Raw genomic sequence first — 19,955 nt, 5'->3', positions numbered from 1 at the left:
GCAGTTCAGGTTCGTGGCGGAATACGATGTGAGCCAGTTTTCCTCCGTGCTTCTGCTGATGATCGCTCTGACGCTCACGGTATGTGTCGGAGTGGCGGCTTGGCGCATCTCCGGCGACACGTCGGAGATTACCGGCGGTATTCTGCCGGCATTGAGCGACCCGCGCTGACGCTCGCCCAATAGATGCGTCATATTGAATCTACGGAACCGGAAGAAATACATGCCCGCCGGGGTTACAATTCCGCGCTATGTCTCGAACAGCAGGACAAGAAGTAACGTGAAACATTCGGCCTGGATTGTATGTGCGGTGATCCTGACGCTTTCTCCGGCCGGTGCCGCAACGCCGGAGCAATGCCGCTTCATCGAAGCGCGCGCCGATCGCGAGGCCTGCTATCAGCGCCAGGAGGCGGCGCGGCTTTCCCGGCAAAAGGCGAACGAGGCCAAAGAGGCCGAGCAGCAAAAGCCTCACGAGCCGATGTCGGCCGAAGATGCCCAGCTCGCAAGAGCCATCCGGGGCATCTGCCGCGGCTGCTAGCGAGCTAGTGCAGCGCCGCAGCCTGCTGCATGACCTACCGCCATCGATGTGCCTGTCCACCATCTCAGCATGAAGGGGCGTGGCGCAGCTTTGTGACCATGCTCACACATGATTCCTCCAGATAGGAAGGGATGACGAATGCTTCGATGGCAAACAGGATGACGCCCAATCCGAGTGCGATGGTTAGCCAGACGGCTGGACCGGCCATGCCGAGGACAAACGGCGAAACGACCAGCCACGCACCCACCAACAGGCTGGCAACGTCTTGCCAGTTTGAATGCGCATGATGCTCACCTCCCCTCTCTCATTGATACGGTGGTGCGGCGCTCAAAGCGCATCCGTCCGGCCTGCGTTGTGTTGCCGCCGTGCTTTGGGCCCGGACCGACCAGCCAAACCCGGCAGCGAACCGTCGGGAAGAGCGCCCTTTAAAGCGCTCTGAAGGTGCGCCGCAGCAGGATGCGCATTGTTCGCGCACGACCAGGCGTCAACACGTCTACGCCTCTCGGCTCGACTGGAATTCACGATTGCGTTCAGAACGAGAGAAGCATGCGTGCCCCCTAGACGTGCGCGGAAACGACCGAAAAAATCTTGGTAATTGGCAGTGGGTCAGTTGGAATATGGCAGCCATCCGTACTGGAAAACGCGTGAGCGGAGGCGCATACTTCCGAAATGGCGACCATTGTCAGGTGTAACAATTGCGGCGCCGAGTACCATCGCACTGACGAGAAGTTTCTGGTGCCGCACACTGGTCACGCATCCTGTACGATCTGCGGTGACACGCTGGAGTATTGGGTGGAAGACACCCATGTCGCCATATTCGAGTTGGTCATACGTCCAGACGGAAGCCCTCGCACAGCCCAAACGCCCTAGGACCCAGCCAACTCGCCAGGTCGCGATGCAATGCCGGCAACTTCAAGCACGCGTGCTCTGACATTAATGCCGGGCGGATCCGCCGATGCGATGTCACTGCCCGAACATGAAGGGGTCAGGCCATCGGGTTTATTGGTTCGACAAAATTACTGACCCGCCCCGTCAATCAGCGGGGTCTTGGACGAGACGTGGTGACTGACGATCTTCCAGTCGCCGTCTTCGCGAAGGATGACCCAGGTGATTTTCACGACCAGCGGCTCGGCATCCTGCTCGATTGTGAACGTCGCCGTACCTGCGACGTTGATCAGGTCGGGCGCCGCCTGCGCGGTCCTGACATCGGTGAATTCGACGGACGGCGAGTGCCAGCGCGGCAGGCCTTCGAAATAGGCCTTCACGCCGTCTTTTCCGTGGTAGAGGAGCGGGTTCGAGCCGAAGAAGAACGCATGCTTCGAATAGAGCGCGGCGAGCCCCGTGGCGTCCAGCCGGGTGAACGCCGCGCCCCATCGCTTCATGACGCCGGAGACGATGTCGTGGGGTGCGCTCTGCATCCAGGCGATCCTAGGCCATAGGACTTCAGCCCTTCCCGCCGACTTCCTTGGCAAACGTATCGCGCAGGCCGATGGTGCGGTTGAAAACGGGCTTGCCGGGCGCGGAATCCTTGTCGCGCACGAAATAGCCCTGCCGCTCGAACTGCATCACCTCGCCGGAATTGTCCCCCGCGACCGACGGCTCGATCCGAGCGTCAGGCAGGACCTCCAATGACTCCGGATTGAGGTCGGCGGCAAAATTCGCGGCATTCGGGCTCGGGTTCGCGAACAGCTGGTTGTAGACGCGGATCTCGGCGGGCACCGAGTCCTTCGCCGACAGCCAGTGCATGGTAGCCTTGACCTTGCGTCCGTCGGGGGCGTTGCCACCCTTGGTGGCGGGATCATAGGTGCAACGCAGTTCGACGACTTCGCCGGCACCGTTCTTGATGACGCCGGTGCATTTGACGAAATAGGCGTAACGCAGCCGCACCTCGTTGCCCGGCGACAGGCGGAAGAATTTTTTCGGCGGGTTCTCCATGAAGTCGTCGCGCTCGATATAGAGCTCGCGGCCGAACGAAATTTTTCGCGTGCCGGCGGACGGATCGTCGGGATGGTTGACGGCCTCGAGCTCCTCGACCTGCCCTTCCGGATAATTCTCGATCACGACCTTGAGCGGCCGCAGCACAGCCATGCGCCGCTGCGCCGATTTGTTGAGATGCTCGCGGATGCAGAACTCGAGCATGCCGACATCGACGATGCTGTTGGCCTTCGCCACGCCGATCCGCTTGACGAACTCGCGCACCGCCGCCGGCGGCACGCCGCGCCGCTTTAGGCCCGCGATGGTCGGCATGCGCGGATCGTCCCAGCCGGAGACGTGGCCGTCGCGCACGAGCTGCGTCAGCACGCGCTTGGACAGCAGCGTGTAGGTGAGGTTGAGGCGCGCGAATTCGTACTGCCGTGGCTTTGACGGCACCGGTAGCTTTTCCAGCAGCCATTCATAGAGCGGCCGGTGGTCCTCGAACTCCAGCGTGCAGATCGAATGGGTGATGCCTTCAATGGCGTCCGACTGGCCGTGGGCGTAGTCGTAGCTCGGATAGATCGACCATGTGGTGCCGGTGCGCGGATGCTCGGCATGCAGAATGCGATAGAGCACGGGGTCGCGCAGGTTGATGTTGCCGGCGGCCATGTCGATCTTGGCGCGCAGCACGCGGGCGCCGTTCGGAAATTCACCGGCCTTCATGCGCCGGAAGAGGTCGAGGTTCTCCTCGACCGTGCGGTCACGGAACGGCGAGTTCTTGCCGGGTTCCGTCAGCGTGCCGCGATTAACGCGGATTTCCTCCTGCGACTGGTCGTCGACATAGGCATTCCCGGCCTTGATCAGGCCCTCCGCCCAATCATAGAGCCGCTCGAAATAGTCGGAGGCGTAATAGAGGTCGGTTCCCCAGTCGTAGCCGAGCCAGTGCACGTCGGCCTGGATGGAATCGATATATTCCTGCTCTTCCTTGGTCGGGTTGGTGTCGTCGAAGCGCAGATGGCACTTGCCGGCGAATTCCTGCGCGATGCCGAAATTGAGGGCAATCGACTTGGCATGCCCGATGTGCAGATAGCCGTTCGGCTCCGGCGGGAAGCGGGTCACGATCCGGCTGTGTTTCTTGGAAGAGAGATCGGCCTGGACGATGTCGCGGATGAAATCGCGCCCCGCCTCTGCCGTTACCGGTTCTGTGGTCATCTACGAGTTCCTGTTAGGGATTGGCGAACCTTCTGCCAAATTCGCCCCTGTGAGCCAAGCCTACTTTGCGGTCGCAAAGGCTTTAGTTATGCACCGTTCCTGCTATACACCACCGCCAATTCCTGAACCTCTGCCCCGTCCGGTAATGACTGATCCCGTCGTCACACGCTTTGCCCCCTCGCCCACCGGCTTCCTCCATATCGGCGGTGCCCGGACCGCGCTGTTCAACTGGCTTTACGCCAAGAAGACGGGCGGCAAGATGCTACTGCGGATCGAGGATACCGACCGCGAGCGCTCGACCGAGGCCGCCATCGCGGCCATTCTCGACGGGCTGAAATGGCTCGAGCTCGATTGGGACGGCGAGGTCATTTACCAGTTCAGCCGTGCCTCAAGACACCGCCAGGCGGCCGAGCAACTGCTCGCCAGCGGCAAGGCATACCGCTGCTACGCCACATCGGAGGAACTGGCGGCGATGCGCGAGAAGGCGCGCGCCGAGGGGCGCACCCGGCTCTATGACGGGATGTGGCGGGACCGCGATCCGGCGCAGGCGCCTGAAGGCATGAAGCCGACCATTCGGCTGAAGGCGCCACAGATCGGCGAGACCGTGATCGAGGACCAGGTTCAGGGCCGCGTGGTCTGGCAGAACGAGAACCTCGACGACCTCGTGCTGCTGCGTGGCGATGGCACCCCGACCTACATGCTGGCGGTGGTGGTCGACGACCACGACATGGGCGTGACGCACGTCATTCGCGGCGACGACCATCTGATCAATGCCGCGCGCCAGAAGCAGATCTACGACGCGCTCGGCTGGGACATCCCGAACATGTCCCACATCCCGCTGATCCATGGGCCGGATGGTTCAAAACTCTCCAAGCGCCATGGCGCGCTCGGTGTCGACGCCTACCGCGCTATGGGATACCTGCCGGCGGCGCTGCGCAATTACCTCGTCCGGCTCGGCTGGAGCCATGGCGACCAGGAAATCTTCTCGACGCAGGAGATGATCGACGCGTTCGACCTGCCGGCGATCGGCCGCTCGGCGGCGCGTTTCGATTTCGCAAAACTGGAAAACCTCAACGGCCACTACATCCGCCAAGCCGACGACCGCGAGTTGCTCAGGCAGTTCGAGAGCGTGCTCGACTACGTCCCCGAAGGCGCCGACCTCAAGGCCAAGCTGAGCGACGCCACACGCGCGCAGCTGCTGCGCGCGATGCCGAGCCTGAAGGAGCGCGCCAAGACGCTGATCGAGCTTATCTCGGGCGCCTATTTCATCTTCGCCGACCGGCCGCTGCAGATCGAGGCCAAAGCCGCCGCGCTGCTGACGCCGGAGACCCGCGCCCTGATCGGCCGGCTGCGGACGGCGCTGGATGCCGTTACCGACTGGCGCGCCGAGACGACGGAAGCCGCCATGCGGAATTTCGCCGAGCAAAATAACCTCAAGCTCGGCGCCGTCGCCCAGCCGCTCCGGGTGGCCCTGACCGGACGGACGACTTCCCCGGGGATTTTCGACGTTTTGGACGTCCTGGGGCGGGAGGAATGCCTTGCCCGCCTCGCCGATCAAGCCGGCGGCTAACCCCTACCTTATGCCGGTTTCCGCCCGTCTTGCAGTGCACAGGGCAATAAGCTAACCCATTCAGCGCCGCTTCCAGACAAGCCGGCTCCCTTGCTGCTGCCTTGAAAATGGCACCAGGGGCAGCGCGGTTTTTCGTAACGATTTCATCGGGGATTCACGATGGACGCCAAATCCAGCAACAAGACTGCAACGCTCACGGTAGGTAACAAGACGTACGATTTCCCGATCCTCAGCGGCACAGTGGGGCCAGATGTCATCGACATCGCCAAGCTCTACGCCCAGGCGGGAATGTTCACCTACGACCCCGGATTCACTTCGACCGGCAGCTGCCAGTCGAAAATCACCTATATCGACGGCGATGCCGGCGTCCTCGAATACCGCGGCTATCCGATCGAGCAGCTTGCCGAGCACGGCGACTTCCTGGAGACCTGCTACCTCCTGCTCTACGGGGAATTGCCGACGAAGGCGCAGAAGGCAGACTTCGATAATCGCGTCACCCGCCACACCATGGTGCACGAGCAGATGGCCCGCTTCTTCCAGGGCTTCCGCCGTGACGCGCATCCGATGGCGGTCATGGTCGGCTGCGTCGGCGCGCTGGCGGCGTTCTATCACGACTCGACCGACATCAACGATCCGCAGCAGCGCATGATCGCCTCGATGCGGATGATCGCGAAGATCCCGACGCTGGCGGCGATGGCCTACAAATACACCGTCGGCCAGCCCTTCATTTATCCGAAGAACTCGCTCTCCTTTGCCGAGAACTTCCTGAACATGTGCTTCGCGGTGCCCTGCGAGGACTACAAGATCAACCCGGTGCTGGCTGACGCGCTCGACAAGATCTTCATCCTGCACGCCGATCACGAACAGAACGCCTCGACCTCGACGGTGCGTATCGCCGGCTCGTCCGGCGCCAACCCATTCGCATGCATCGCCGCCGGCATCGCCTGCCTGTGGGGCCCGGCGCATGGCGGCGCCAACGAAGCGGCGCTGGCGATGCTGTCCGAGATCGGCTCGGTCGACAAGATTCCGGAATTCATCAAGAAGGTGAAGGACAAGAATTCGGAAGTCCGCCTGATGGGCTTCGGTCACCGCGTCTACAAGAACTACGATCCGCGCGCCAAGATCATGCAGAAGATGTGTCATGCCGTGCTGAAGGAAACCGGCCATGGCGACGATCCGATGCTCAAGGTCGCGCTGGAGCTGGAGAAGATCGCGCTCTCCGACCAGTACTTCATCGACCGCAAGCTCTATCCGAACGTCGACTTCTATTCGGGCATCACGCTGAAGGCGATGGGCTTCCCGACCTCGATGTTCACCGTGCTGTTCGCGGTCGCCCGCACCGTCGGATGGATCAGCCAGTGGAGCGAAATGATCGAGGATCCGCAGCAGAAGATCGGCCGTCCGCGCCAGCTCTACACCGGCGTCGCCCGCCGCGACTACGTGCCGGTGGACAAGCGCAAGTAAACGAAGTTGCTCACCCACAACAGAAAGCCGGATGCGGCGACCGCATCCGGCTTTCTTGTTTTGTGGACGTGCGTGGGTCCTACCGCCCTACCCAACGATGCGTCGCTTTAGGGGCACACCTGGTATTGAGAACTACGGTTCTTGTCGCCCGCGGCCCAGCCAGACTCAAGTCTGCAGCCCTTTCCCAGGGGGCGACATCCCTGCGAGTCGCAGAATATCTTTCCTGCAGCCTGCCTAGACGGCGTGTCGTCCATTTTTGCGCCTTTGGCCGATTCAGGTCTCGGCTTCGGCTGACCGGGGTTAACGGCCCTTTTCGTCCGGACCTTCTCGCACGAACCAAGATCGTTGAGCTCATAGCCGGCACGGCAGACGATCTTGCGGCAGCCGCTGCCCTCAGCGCGATAGCCAAAATCGCAGGCAAGGGGGCAAATCCGGCCGGTCTTGCGCCTGACCGCGTTGAGCGCATCGGCGCTCGCGCCCTTCGTATCGAACCGCGTGCCCGCGTGGACGTTAAAGAGTTGGAGCGCGCGCTCAGAGGCCGCGCTCCACGTGCCGTCCACGGAAGCTGTATTGCATCCGACACGACGAAGCTCTTCTTGAAGCGAAACCGTCAATTCAAGCGGGGTGGGCTGCTGAACAGGGGGCGACAGGGCTGCAAGCTGATGCTCGACCTTTGCGTCTGCAGGTTTTTCGGCCAGCGCCCCCACCTGCTCCAAAGTAGCGGCCGCCTTTTCCTTCTCGTCCTTCGGCTTCTCCTGTTCGGATCGCGCAGCTTCCACGGCTGCAATCTTCTCAGGCGCAATGCGCTTGCCTTCTTCTACCGCAAAGCGAGCTTCCTCTGCCGCCTTCGCAGCAGCAACGGCTTTGGTCAGTTCGTCTTGTCTTGCCCCCTGCTCAGCGAGACGCGCTCTTTCTTGTTCGGCAAGGCGCGCCTGCTCGGCCGCCGCCACACGTGCATCTTCTGCCGCAATCTTGTTTAGCTGCCCTTTAGCAAGGTTGGCGTAGAAGCCGTCGGCATGCTGCGAAAGAAAGGCTTCCCATCCATCTCGCGTACCAAGCTGGAGTGCCAACTCGTAGTCGCGCCGAACTGCGGATTGGATATCCTGAGGAGCGGCCTTAGAGGCAATCACGGGGACCAAAGAGACATCGTCGCCGCCGAGCGATCCGTAGACATAGGGCTCCTGTTTGTTGCCAGTATTCTTCAACACGTCATCGCGGACATAGCCAAGGGCCCGGCGAATATCTAGGCCGGGTCTGGGCAGATATTCCACGAGTGCAGTGGCGAACGGGCTGTTTTGGAAGTCCCCATCTGATGCAGTCGAACCCGCCTTCGCCGCGAATGCGATCAGCGTGTTCGGGCTTGTTGGTTCGACCTTGGCAAGTCCACGCCAGATGCCACGCGAGGCAACTGTGCGCTTCATTCTGTTAACAAAGGGATTGTCCCGGCAGGCGTCGAGGATGACGAGTCGAAGCCGCTTGGCGGGCTCCACCGCAAATAACACCCGCTCGACCGACACCGTTTCGTCCAGCACATCGCCATCGGTTTGAAGAGCAGCATCGACAGGCACCAGGAAATTGTTGCCGTCCAGCTCGATGCCGTGGCCGGCGTAATAGACGACGGCAATATCTGCATCGCGCGTCCTGCTCGCAAATTCTCGCAGTGCTCTGCGAAGCTCGGTCGCGGCAAGATCGAACTTCAACTCGACCAAGTCGAAGCGCGCTGCCTTGAACATGGCTGCTAGCGCCGTCGCATCGCTCGTGGGGTTGGTGAGGCTCGGAACTTTCTGATAGGCAGAATTACCGACGACTAGTGCAACGCGCGTTTCGGCCAGCGCTGGATGGCGGCCGAGACAGCCCAAACAAATCAACAAAATCAGAAGCCGAACTGTGCGCACGGACAGTCCTCGAACAATCGACTGCAATATCGGCAACAGAGTATCGGAAAATAGAGGACCGTAAAGGCACCTCTGTGAGGCTCATCACACGCACGATGATGTGCAGCCCTTGCGGGCGCGGCTGCCTTTAAGAGCAGGGATTGGCCGGATTGGTTATGGCTTGCTTGTTCTCATAGGCTTTGCACCTGGCGCGAGCGCCAAGCCAAGCGCGGGCCGTTGATACGCGTCACCACGAGGCGCTGGCGCCGCCGGCCTCATGCCCGCCGCTTGTACATCGTTGCCAGCACGATGTCCGCGGCGCGCACGCTCGGCGGCTGGTCGCCGGTCGACATGATCGTGTCCAGCGTGGCGAAGGCCTCGAGCTGCTGCCGGCGCAGCTCTGAATCCGACAGGACATCGGCGAGCGCCTCCGCCAACTTTTCGGGCGTGCAGTCTTCCTGAAGGAATTCGGGAATGACGTCCTTGCCGATCACGAGGTTGGCGAGGATGACCGACGACACGCGGATCGCCCGCCGCAGGATGAATGCTTCGATGGCGCCGACGCGGTAGGCGGTCACCATCGGTACGCCGGCCAATGCGAGTTCGAGCGTCACGGTGCCGGATTTGGCGAGCGCCGCATGCGCGATCCGGAACGCGGCCCGCTTGTCCTGCTCACCGATCACGACCTGGGGCTGGACCGGCCAGCCCTTCACCGCCTCGACCACCGTCTCCTGCAGATGCGGCATGGTCGGCAGCATCAATTCGAATGCGACGCCCCGCTCCTGCAGCAGTCCCACGGCCTCGCCGAATACCGCCATGTGGTGGCGGATTTCGCTGCGGCGGCTTCCTGGCAGCACCAACAATACCGGCGGCGATTCCGCCCGCCGTCTGGCTTCATCCGCGTTCGGGCGCAGCGAGGCCAGCTGCTCGGTCAGGGGATGGCCGACATAGCTGCAGGGGGGCCCGTGCAGCCGCTGATAGGCCTCGGGCTCGAACGGCAATAGCGCCAGCACGTGGTCGACATATTTCAGCATCGCGCGCGCCCGGCCCGGCCGCCACGCCCAGACCGACGGCGACACATAGTCGACGATCGGAATCGCCGGGTTCTTGGCGCGCACCCGCTTCGCCACGCGGTGAGTAAAATCCGGGCTGTCGATGATGACGAGGATATCCGGCGCGGCTTCCGTCACTGCGATTGCGGTTTCCTTGATCAGCCCGAGGATCTTCGGCAATTCCTTGACGACCGCGGCAAGCCCGATGATCGAGAGCTCTTCGATCGGAAACAGCGTGTCGAGCCCTTCGCGCGCCATCGCGCGGCCACCGACGCCTTCGAACCGCACGCCATCGCCAAGACGCTGGCGCAGCACCTTCATCAGATTGGCGCCGAGCCGATCGCCGGATTCCTCCGTCGCGATCAGAAAAATCCTCCGCTCCATGCCGGCGGTCGCGCTGGACGGCGTCACGCGGGAACGCCCTGGATGAACAGTCCGGCATGGTCGGCCGCCGCGATCATGGCCTGCGCGTCGGCGGCAATCGTATGGCCGGCGATCACGGCGATGCCGGCGAGCCCGGCTTTCGCCGCGCCCTCGACCGTCCGGGCACCCACGGTCGGCAGGTCATAGCGCAAATCCTGCCCGCTCTTGGGCGCCTTCACCAGCACGCCGCGGCCCGCTTTGGCTCTGATGCGCCCGGCCTCGCGCAGCCGCGCGACGCGGGCCAGAAGCCCGTCGGTGCCCTCGATATCCTCGACCGCCACCACATGCCCGTCAATCACGACGACGGCCTGGCCGATGTCGAACGGACCGAGCGCGCCGAGCACCTCCCGTCCCCTTGCGATGTCGGCGATATCTGTGGAATCGGGTACGGCCCGGGCAATATTTCCCTCCGGCATCAGCACGTCGGGCGCCACATCCCTGACGCCGACCATCCGGAAGCCGTCCTGTTCGAGGATGCGGCCGATGCCCGACAGCAGATGATTGTCGCCGCCGCGAAACGCCGCAAAGATGCGGCCGAGAACGCGGACCGTTCCCCAGTCCAGCCGGATTTCCGACAGCGCGGGGCGCAGCAGGGTGCCGATGAAGATCAGGTCGCGGCAGCCTTCGCTGCGAAACAGCTTTGTCGCGCGCCCGAGCTGCCCAACCGAGATCCAGTGATGGCGAAAGCGGCCGACGCGCTCCGGATCGCAGGAGCCACGCAGCGCAAAGAGCACCGGCGCAATCCCCCGCGCGACCAGCGAATCCGCGACCGCAAACGGCATCGCGCCGCCGCCGGCGATGACGCCGACCGGTGATGAAATGTCGGAGGCCGCTGAAGTCATGGCTGCGGCGATCCCGTCATCACAGCTTGTTGCTGTCGCCGGCGGGAAGGCAGAGCGGACGATGCTTGCCCTGCGCGATGAAAGCGAGGATTTCGGCAATTGCCGGATCCTCGCCGGCCATCGGCTGCACCGTGTTCAGCCGCTCGGCGAAGACGCCGGGCCCGTGAAACAGCTTCTGGTAGAACGCGCGCACCCTCGCCAGCCGCTCCTTGGTGAACTTGCGGCGCTTCATGCCGATGATGTTCAATCCTTCGAGGCTGGCATATTGGCCGTTGGCGAGCCCGAACGGAATGATGTCGCCGCGCACCCCGCAGACGCCGCCGACCATCACCTGCGGCCCGATCCGGGTGAATTGGTGCACGGCGGAGAGCCCGCCGATGAAGACGAAGTCGCCGATCTCGCAATGGCCGCCGAGCGTCGCCGACGTCGCGAAGATGACGTCATTGCCGACCAGGCAATCGTGCCCGACATGGCTGCCGTTCATGAAATAGCCGCGTTCGCCGACCCGCGTCACACCGCCGCCGGCAACCGTGCCGGCGTTCATGGTGGTGGATTCGCGGATGATGCAGCCGGCGCCGATCTCCAGCCGGGTCAGTTCGCCCTTGTAGCTCAGCGATTGCGGGGGCGTACCAAGCGACGCGAATGGATAGATCGTGCAGCCATCGCCGATCGTCGTCTGCGCAGTGACGTGCACATGCGCGATCAGCTTGCAATTTGCGCCGATGACGACGTTGGGCCCGATGATGCAATAGGGACCGATCGTGGTCCCCTCGCCGATCACAGCACCATCCTCAACCCGCGCGGTTGGATCGATCGTACCCATCACTTAAGCCAGCCCATCCTTGAACGCGAATATGTCGCGTTTTCCGGTGGTTAGCGCGGCATACTTGGGCTGTCTAGTGACGTATGGTTACGGCATGTTTCGAGACATCCGAATAGGATATCCACCAGATGACGGCTCCTTGTCCGACGTCAGAACGAGTCTGCGGCTTCACGTCATGCTGCCGGGCAGGAAGCAGCGGATCGTTATTCCGAGCGTGCCCTTGATCGGCCAGACCATGGTGCGGCCGACGCGGTTCGGCTCGGTAATGACGGCGTCGTCAGGGACATCGACCCATTGGCCCTCGAGCCGCACGCGGTAGTGACCGTCCTTTGATTCCCAGTCGACGTCAGAGACGGCCGAGCCGTCAGCATCGGAGCAGCACAGGCCCTTGCCGCTTTTCAAGCCGTCGAACCAGGATTTGAGCGGGGAATTGGCGTAACGCCCGTCATCGCGCGCAATTGCGTTTCCGGCGAAAACAGCGGCTGAGCCTAGCAGCACGACGGCTATTCCAAGCGATCTCATGCGGCCTCTCGGCACCGATGATCTGCCACCGCAGCTACAAAGTCGCAGCCACGGATGAAGTTCCATCATCATGACGACGTGATCGCGCTGTGACCGCGATCCGACATCGACTGCAGCGGCGTCTCACGACGAGACCCAGATGCCTTTCAGCTGCCCGCCAGCGCGATCCACTCGCTGGCCTGCACGCGCGCGACGAATGCGGCCGGGCCCGAAGCGCTGGTCTTGTAGACGAGCGCCTCGCCCTCGCGGATATCGGCGAACTCCTTGCCGAAGGCGTCGGTGACATTGGTCTTGTGCGTCACGGCCAGATTGTTGACGCCGGCTTTCGGCGGCGCATTGACGAGATCGCGCACGGCACGTCCAATCTTGGCGTTCTTGCCGTCGGGATTGGCCATCCCCGACGAACTGCCCGCGCCGCTGTCGGTCAATTCATCCACCGGCGAGACGTCCTTGCCGCCGATCAGCCTGCCGGTCTCGACCGCGCGGTTCAGCCGGCTGGTATAGACGTCGCCGATCGGCACGCCCAGTTTCGCAAGCGCCGCGCCAAGCTCGCGCGCCATGGCACGGCCCTTATCGTTCAGTTGCCGCTGCGCGCTCATGTCGTCGAATTTGAAGGGATAGACGTCTTTCTGGCTGTCGTCGGTGGCGCCGTGCCGAAACACGATGACGTAACCACCGCCCTTCAGCGAGGCAATCAGACCGTCCAGATCAGCCGCATAAGTTGGCGGCGGAATCAGAAGGAAAGTGAGCAAAAACGAAATGATCGGCACAAGCTTGTTCACGGACGCCTCCGTCAAAAAGCGCGGACACCGAACTGGAAATCAGGCTGGTAAATTTCTCGATCGATCTCGGCGTGGGTTCCACTACCAAAGATTGAGTAGAAATCCGTCAGTTGTATGACGAAAAAGTCCAATCCGACTTAGTCGGTCAGCATCGCGCCTACATCGGCTTCGGCGACGACCGTGCCATTGACCTTGGCGTCGCCGTGAAACCACCACATCGCCTTGCGTCGCCCGATCGAGCGCATGTGATACTCGACGGTGTCGCCGGGCATCACCGGCTTGCGGAATTTGCACTTGTCGATGGTCAGGAAATAAACCGCGCGCGGCTTCTCGGTGCCCTCGACCGACTTGATGCCGATCACGCCGGCGGTCTGCGCCATGGCCTCGATCATCATCACGCCGGGATAGACCGGACGCTCGGGGAAATGGCCGAGAAACGGCGGCTCGTTGAAGGTGACGTTCTTGATGCCGATGCCGCTATAGTCGGTCCGGATCTTGATCACCCGGTCGATCAGCAGCATCGGATAACGGTGCGGGAGGGTCTTGAGGATCTCGTTGATGTCGACGAGCTCGAACCTGACAGGTGCTTCCTCCATCACTCCTTCCCCTCGCCCTTTAAATGGGCTGCGCTATCGCGAGCCAAGCGTTCAAGCGCCAGCGACTCTCGAAACCATTGCCGGGTTGGCCGAGCTAGATGACCGCCCCAGCGTTCGTTGGCAGGAATGTCGTCCTTAACCGCGCTCATGGCCGCGATCTGCGCTCCATCGCCAATCTTGATGTGGTTGTTAAGTCCCGCTTTGGCGCCGATTGCCACGTTGTCCCCGATCGTCAGGCTGCCCGCGAGCCCGATCTGGGCCGCGAGCAGGCAGTGCCTGCCGATGGTCACATTGTGGCCGATCTGGACCTGATTGTCGATTTTGGTGCCTTCGCCGATCACGGTGTCGCGCAGGCTGCCGCGATCGATGGTGGTCGAAGCGCCGATCTCGACATTGTTCTGGATCAGGACGCGGCCGGTCTGCGGCACCTTGAGGTGACCCTCGGGGCCGAAGAAGATGAAGCCATAGCCATCCTGCCCGATGCTGCAGCCGGGATGAATCAGGACGTTGTTGCCGATCAGGGAGAACTGGATCGCGGTCCGTGCACCGACATTGCAGTCGCGGCCGATCTTGACGTCGGCGCCGATCACCGCGCCGGCACCGATCACGGTTCCAGCCCCGATCTCGACCCGCGGTCCGATTACCGACAGCGGATCGACGACGACGCCGTCCTCCAGATGCGCGGACGGGTCGATGATCGCCGACGGCGCAATGCCGTCAACACCGAACCAGGATTGCGGACGAAGCGCATCGGCGTGCCATTCGCGCGCCAGCTTCACGAAGGCGCGGAACGGCTGAGCGGCGCGCAACACGGCGACATGGGCGGGCACCTGTTGCTCGAAGCGCGGGCTGACCAGGCAGGCACCGGCCTTAGTCGCCTTGAGCTGGTCGACGTATTTGAGGTTGTCGAAGAACGCCAGATGCATCGGACCGGCTTCGTCGAGCGAAGCAAGCTCCCGGATCACATGGCCGCCCCGTTTGTCGTCAAGCAATACCGCTCCCGTCAACGTGGCCAGATCGGCGAGCGTTGAGGAAGGAGGTTGTTTGAAGAATATCGGCTGCGCCATTCCACCCGCCGCAGTCCGGCCCTCACATCAGAGCGTCGGCCCCGGTGAACGGAGCCGACCTCTCCCGTTATTCCGCCGCGTCCTCGAAGCGGACCTTAAGGTCCGCCTCGCGTCAAGACGCCTTAGAATGATGTGCCGCCGCCAAACTTGAATTGCTGCACGCGGTCAAACTGACCCTTTGTAAGCGGAACCGCATAGTCGAAGCGCAGCGGACCGAACGGCGAGGCCCAGATGATGCCGACACCCACCGAGCTGCGGACCACGTTGCCGTCGTCATACACCAGTCCCGTACAAGTTCCCGGAGTCGCTCCAGTCGTTGAATTCGCCTGGGTCGGCCTGATGCAGCCCGGCAGATTGATTTCGTTCGTGGCCGCCCACGACGTCGGCCCCTTGTAGTCCCAGAGTCCGCCGGCGTCGGCATAGACCGAGCCCTTGAGCCCGACTTCCTTCGGCAGGAACCAGAACGGCATCTGCAGTTCGAACGAAGCGCCCCAGTACTTGGTGCCGCCGAGTGCGTCACGCGTGCCGTAGGGGTTGATGTCGCGCGGTCCGATGCCGTTCGGTGCAAAACCGCGAACCAGATTCGGACCCATCTGGAAGTGGTCGAGCATGCGCAGCTCGCTGCCGCCGAACTGGTTGAGGATACCGCCCTGGAGATGGATCAAGCCGACGATATCGGCGACCAGGGGGGTGTAGTACTTCGCGTCGATCGCCGACTTGATGTACTTCACGTCGCCGCCGACACCAGCAAAATCCTGCTTCCAGTCGATCAGCAAGCCATCGGTCGGGTTCTTGTTGTTGTCCAGCGTGTTGTAGTTCAGCGAGTAGCCGACCGCCGAAGTCAACGCCTTGCCGTTCTGCAGCTCCTTACGGACTGGCAGCGAGGCTTCGCCATCGAAGTAACATCCCAGACCGTTTGTGGAGACCAGGCTGATCCCGTTCGCGTTCGCAAACGCCGGGCTCGGATTGAAGTTTGGATTCGGAGATCCGTCAGGCAAGAACTGCACGTTGTTACAGTTCGCCAGCTGGCTCGGCAGCGAGATTTCCTGCTGATAGATCGAGTAGCGCAGCTGCAAGGCGAGATCTTCACGCAGGGTGAAGCCGAGCCGCGGGCTGAAACCCAGCGTCTTGGTGCCGTAGGCGATGTAGCTGTTGGCGAGCTGCTCGCGATAGAACAGGTCGAGGCCGAGCGCGACGCGGTAGTCGAACAGATAGGGGTCGACGAATGACAACGAGCCGCCGCGCGCATACTGGCCATAGGTCACGGCAGCCTTCGCGTAGAGGCCGCGGCCGAGGAAGTTGCGCTCGGAAATGCTGACTTCGGCCAGCGCACCGTCGGTGGTCGAATAGCCGCCCGATACCGAGAAGTCGCCGGTCGACTTCTCTTCGAGGTCGACGATCAGGATCACGCGGTCGGTCGACGAGCCGGGCTCGGTGACGATCTTCACGCTCTTGAAGAAGTCGAGGTTCTTCAGCCGGCGCTCGGCCCGATCGACCAGCGCACGGTTGTAGGCGTCGCCTTCGGACAGGTCGAACTCGCGGCGGATCACGTAGTCGCGGGTACGGGTGTTGCCGCGGATGTTGATGCGCTCGATATAGGTGCGCGGGCCCTCATCGACGGCGAACACGATCGAAACGGTGTGTTGCTCGAAATTGCGATCGCCGCGCGGACGCACCACGGCGAAGGCATAGCCGCGCCGCGAAGCCTCGATCTGCATTTCCTCGACGGACTTCTCAAGCGCCTCGGCGTTGTAAACCGAACCGACGCTGACGCGCGAGAAGCTGCGCATCGAGGCGGCATCGAGCGTCGGGATCGAGGTCTGGAAGTCGACGGACGCGACGCGGTATTGCTGCCCCTCATCGATCTTGAAGGTGACGAGGAAGCCCTTCTTGTCAGGGTCATATTCGGTCAGCGCCGCGACGACCTGCACGTCGGCGTAACCGTTCTTGAGATAGAACCGGCGAATCAGGTCGCGGTCGGCCTCGACCCGGTCCGGATCGTAGACATCGGCGCCACCGAGGAAGCTCAGCAGGTTGGATTCACGCGTCTTGATGACGTCCTTCAGGCGATAGGACGAATAAGCGACGTTGCCGACGAACTCGATCGACTTGACGCCGGTCTTGCTACCCTCGGTGATCGTAAAGACCAGGTCGACGCGGTTGTTCGGCTGCTCGATGATCTCAGGCGTGACGCGCACGTCATAACGGCCCGAGCGGCGATAGATTTCGGCAATGCGCTGGGCATCCGACTGGACCATCGGCCGCGAGAACGTGCCGCGCGGCTTGGACTGGATTTCAGCGGAGAGCTGCTCGTCCTTGACCTTCTTGTTGCCTTCGAAGGCAATGCGGCCGATCACGGCGTTTTCGACCACGGTCACGACCAGGCGGCCGCCGACCTGGTTGATTCGCACGTCCTGGAACAGGCCGGTCTCGATCAGCGCCTTCAAGCCGTCGTCGATCTGCGCCTGCCCGAGGCGGCCACCAGGACCCGGCTTGAAATAGGAGCGAATGGTCTCGACCTCGACACGCCGATTCCCCTCAACGGAGATCGACGCCACGGTCTGGGCCGCAGCTGGCGCATTTACCAGCGTACCCCCCATCGGCACGGCAACCATGATCAGAGCGGCCAGCAGGCCCCCCCGCACTCGCATTCCCAACATCATGCGCAACGCGCCCTCGTCATTCCGATGCCGGTCCGTTCCCCAACGAAACCGGCAGATTCCCAAGTTGCATTGCTTGTAGCCAATTTCGACAGGGCGGCAAACCAGACTTAACGCGGCATTTCCAATTTCATTCCAAGGCGTTGCCAATGGGCAACGTCACAAAAAAGCCGCTTCTACGATCTGCCGAAAAGCCCCTTCAGCCACGGTACCTGATGGAAATCATTATAGAAGGCGAACACCATCAGCATCAGGACCAGCACCAGCCCGACCCGGAAACCGTATTCCTGCGATTTTTCCGACAATGGACGGCCCCGGAGCACTTCGGCCGTATAGAACAAAAGGTGGCCACCATCGAGCAAGGGAACCGGGAACAGGTTCAGGAGCCCGATCGAGATGGACAGCACCGCCGCCAGATGCAGCAAGGGAATCAGCCCGAGAGTCGCGACCTGCCCCGAAATCTGGGCGATTCGAATCGGCCCGCCGATCTGGTCTGCGCTAGCCCGGCCGGTAAAAATGTTTCCAATATAGGCAAGCGTCTGCTCGATGACGAAATAGGTTTCCTTGACCCCGAGCCAGAGCGCGGTGGCCGGATCGACCTTCTCGGTCGTGGCTTCGCCCGGCGAGGTGGCGCGGGTGATGCCGAGAATGCCGAGCCGCTGCGTGTTCCCGAACGGGTCCTTTACCTCGCGTAGTTCCGGCGTGCCCTTCAAATCCAAGATCGAATCGCCGCGCTTGACGGTGAAGGTCATGGTTTCACCGGCGCGGACGCTGACGAAGCGCTGCATGTCGGAGAAGCTGCCGATCTTCTTGCCGTCGATGGCGGTGACGATGTCGCCGACCTGGAACCCGGCGCGCTCGGCGGCGCTGCTGGCTTCGATCTTGTCGACCCGCGCGGTGGTGCTCGGCTTGCCGAAGAAGGTGAACAGACAGGTGAAGATGACGATCGCCAGAATGAAATTCGCGATCGGACCGGCGGCGACGATGGCGGCGCGCGCGCCGACCTTCTTGTGGTGGAAGCTCCCCGCCCGCTCCTCCTCGGTCATGCGGGCGAGCGCTTCGGCCGATGCGGGCGTTGAGGCCTCAGATTCGTCGCCGAAGAACTTCACGTAACCGCCGAGCGGGATCGCCGAGATCTTCCAGCGCGTGCCGTGGCGGTCGTTGAAGCCGGCAAGCTCCGGCCCGAAGCCGAGCGAGAACGTCAGCACCTTTACGCCCGCCCAGCGGGCGACCAGGAAGTGGCCGAGTTCGTGAAAGAACACGACGATGGTCAGAACGAACAGAAAGGGGATGATGTAGCCGACGAGCCCATGGCTCAATGTATTGAAGCTATGGAGAAAAAATTCTGACATCAGGTTCCCCTCGACGAAAGCGCAAGCTCCGTCCCCAACCCTCTAGGATGCCTTTAAGGCAATTTGAGGCAATAGGGAGGCGGCTCGATTTCGTGCGTTATGGTCAACGGAAATCGCGTCGTCGGCCGAGCTCAAAGACGCAAGGTTCCCGGCGCGAATCCAGTCGTTCATGGTGGCTTCGACAAGGCGCGCGATCGATCCGAACCTGATCTTTCCGGCAATAAACGCCGCCACCGCCACCTCATTGGCGGCGTTGAATACCGTGGTCGCACCACGTCCGATACGTAACGCTTCATAGGCCAGCCGCAAGCCCGGGAAGCGTTCAAAATCCGGTGCTTCGAAGGTCAACTGACCGATCTTGGCGAGATCCAGCCGCGCCGACGGGCCGACGATTCGATCGGGCCACCCGAGGCAATGCGCAATCGGGATGCGCATGTCGGGCGCGCCAAGCTGGGCAACCACCGAGCGGTCGGAGAATTCGACCATGCCGTGAATGATCGACTGCGGATGGACGAGAACGTCGATTTCGTCGGCCGAGAGCGCGAACAGATAGGAAGCTTCGATGACCTCGAGGCCCTTGTTCATCATCGAGGCCGAATCGATCGTGATTTTCTGCCCCATGCTCCAGTTCGGATGCTTCAACGCCTGCTCCAGCGTCGCCTGCTCGATGTCGGCCGGTGCCCAGGTGCGGAACGGCCCGCCCGACGCCGTGATGATCACGCGCACCAGTTCTTCGCGGTTGCCGGACGAGAGCGCCTGAAACAGCGCGTTGTGCTCGGAATCCGCAGGGAGAATGCAGGCGCCGGCCTTCGCCGCGCGCTGCATGAAGAAATCGCCGGCACAGACCAGGCATTCCTTGTTGGCGAGCGCCACCGCTGCGCCGCGATCGACCGCAGCCAGAGCGGGCTTCAGGCCAGCCGCACCGCTGACCGCCGCCATCACCCAGTCGGCGGGACGCGCCGCCGCCTCGATAATAGCGCTTTCGCCGGCGCCGCATGCGATGCCGGTACCGGCAAGCGCCGCCTTCAGTTCGCCAAGCCGCGCCGGATCGGCAATCGCGGCGAATCGCGCGCCGAATTCCCTGGCGAGCTTGGCCAGCGCCTCGACGTTGGAATTCGCTGTCAGCGCCTCGACCTGATAGCGGTCGCGCGCGCCGCGCAGCAAATCCATCGTGCTGTCGCCGATCGAGCCGGTGGCACCCAGCACCGAGACTGTGCGCGCGGCTGCCGCCGCAGTCTTGTTGTTACGCAATGGAACTGCGCTCATC

General features: G+C 62.5%; 17 protein-coding genes. 4 read left to right on the top strand and 13 right to left on the bottom strand.

The window, feature by feature from the left end:
• The first annotated feature begins 13 nt into the window (after positions 1-13).
• Together RX331_RS17925 and RX331_RS17920 are read left to right on the top strand one after the other, a co-directional pair.
• Entirely contained in the window at positions 14-169 is a 156-nt protein-coding gene (locus RX331_RS17925; protein ID WP_317257772.1) for a hypothetical protein, read from the top strand.
• 108 nt (positions 170-277) lie between these two features.
• Positions 278-535, top strand: a complete 258-nt coding sequence (locus RX331_RS17920) for a hypothetical protein (RefSeq protein WP_317257771.1) — start codon at positions 278-280, stop codon at positions 533-535.
• A gap of 1,016 nt (positions 536-1,551) precedes the next feature.
• On the opposite strand, the gene RX331_RS17915 is transcribed toward RX331_RS17920, so the two are convergent.
• Entirely contained in the window at positions 1,552-1,953 is a 402-nt protein-coding gene (locus RX331_RS17915; protein ID WP_317257770.1) for a nuclear transport factor 2 family protein, read from the bottom strand.
• A 25-nt stretch (positions 1,954-1,978) separates the two neighbouring features.
• Positions 1,979-3,661 (bottom strand): glutamine--tRNA ligase/YqeY domain fusion protein, encoded by a 1,683-nt coding sequence (locus RX331_RS17910; protein ID WP_317257769.1) that lies wholly within the window; start codon positions 3,659-3,661, stop codon positions 1,979-1,981.
• A 145-nt stretch (positions 3,662-3,806) separates the two neighbouring features.
• Here RX331_RS17910 and gltX point away from each other — a divergent pair, with 145 nt between their 5' ends.
• Positions 3,807-5,231, top strand: a complete 1,425-nt coding sequence (gltX, locus tag RX331_RS17905) for a glutamate--tRNA ligase (RefSeq protein ID WP_317257768.1) — start codon at positions 3,807-3,809, stop codon at positions 5,229-5,231.
• A 159-nt stretch (positions 5,232-5,390) separates the two neighbouring features.
• Positions 5,391-6,695: a citrate synthase gene (gene gltA / locus RX331_RS17900; protein WP_317257767.1), complete on the top strand. Its 1,305-nt coding sequence runs from the start codon at positions 5,391-5,393 to the stop codon at positions 6,693-6,695.
• A 107-nt stretch (positions 6,696-6,802) separates the two neighbouring features.
• On the opposite strand, the gene RX331_RS17895 is transcribed toward gltA, so the two are convergent.
• The 11 genes from RX331_RS17895 to dxr form a co-directional block, all read right to left on the bottom strand.
• Complete coding sequence (locus RX331_RS17895) at positions 6,803-8,626, bottom strand: caspase domain-containing protein (protein ID WP_410708236.1); 1,824 nt, start codon at positions 8,624-8,626, stop codon at positions 6,803-6,805.
• A 218-nt stretch (positions 8,627-8,844) separates the two neighbouring features.
• The gene (gene lpxB, locus RX331_RS17890) at positions 8,845-10,005 is read right to left on the bottom strand and encodes a lipid-A-disaccharide synthase (RefSeq protein ID WP_317258166.1); all 1,161 of its coding nucleotides are present in this window, start codon (positions 10,003-10,005) and stop codon (positions 8,845-8,847) included.
• Positions 10,006-10,028: 23 nt separating this feature from the next.
• Positions 10,029-10,886 (bottom strand): LpxI family protein, encoded by an 858-nt coding sequence (locus RX331_RS17885; RefSeq protein WP_317257766.1) that lies wholly within the window; start codon positions 10,884-10,886, stop codon positions 10,029-10,031.
• Between the two features lie 19 nt (positions 10,887-10,905).
• Complete coding sequence (gene lpxA / locus RX331_RS17880) at positions 10,906-11,709, bottom strand: acyl-ACP--UDP-N-acetylglucosamine O-acyltransferase (protein ID WP_317257765.1); 804 nt, start codon at positions 11,707-11,709, stop codon at positions 10,906-10,908.
• Between the two features lie 168 nt (positions 11,710-11,877).
• Positions 11,878-12,231, bottom strand: coding sequence for a hypothetical protein (locus tag RX331_RS17875; RefSeq protein ID WP_317257764.1), 354 nt, complete (start codon positions 12,229-12,231; stop codon positions 11,878-11,880).
• Between the two features lie 146 nt (positions 12,232-12,377).
• Positions 12,378-13,013, bottom strand: a complete 636-nt coding sequence (locus tag RX331_RS17870; protein WP_317257763.1) for a histidine phosphatase family protein — start codon at positions 13,011-13,013, stop codon at positions 12,378-12,380.
• Between the two features lie 137 nt (positions 13,014-13,150).
• Positions 13,151-13,609, bottom strand: a complete 459-nt coding sequence (gene fabZ, locus RX331_RS17865) for a 3-hydroxyacyl-ACP dehydratase FabZ (protein WP_283034616.1) — start codon at positions 13,607-13,609, stop codon at positions 13,151-13,153.
• Positions 13,609-14,676, bottom strand: coding sequence for a UDP-3-O-(3-hydroxymyristoyl)glucosamine N-acyltransferase (gene lpxD / locus RX331_RS17860; protein ID WP_317257762.1), 1,068 nt, complete (start codon positions 14,674-14,676; stop codon positions 13,609-13,611). Before lpxD ends, fabZ begins: the two co-directional genes overlap by 1 nt.
• Positions 14,677-14,798: 122 nt before the next feature.
• Entirely contained in the window at positions 14,799-17,339 is a 2,541-nt protein-coding gene (gene bamA, locus RX331_RS17855; RefSeq protein ID WP_317257761.1) for an outer membrane protein assembly factor BamA, read from the bottom strand.
• 173 nt (positions 17,340-17,512) lie between these two features.
• Positions 17,513-18,688, bottom strand: a complete 1,176-nt coding sequence (gene rseP, locus RX331_RS17850) for an RIP metalloprotease RseP (RefSeq protein ID WP_317257760.1) — start codon at positions 18,686-18,688, stop codon at positions 17,513-17,515.
• A gap of 42 nt (positions 18,689-18,730) precedes the next feature.
• On the bottom strand, positions 18,731-19,954 hold the full coding sequence (gene dxr, locus RX331_RS17845) for a 1-deoxy-D-xylulose-5-phosphate reductoisomerase (protein ID WP_317257759.1): 1,224 nt from the start codon (positions 19,952-19,954) through the stop codon (positions 18,731-18,733).
• Position 19,955: the final 1 nt, after the last annotated feature.

It is taken from the genome of Bradyrhizobium sp. BWA-3-5, assembly GCF_032917985.1.
Lineage (GTDB): Bacteria > Pseudomonadota > Alphaproteobacteria > Rhizobiales > Xanthobacteraceae > Bradyrhizobium.
Note: the sequence above shows the minus strand (reverse complement) of the source record. Positions and strands in the feature narration are given on the sequence as shown.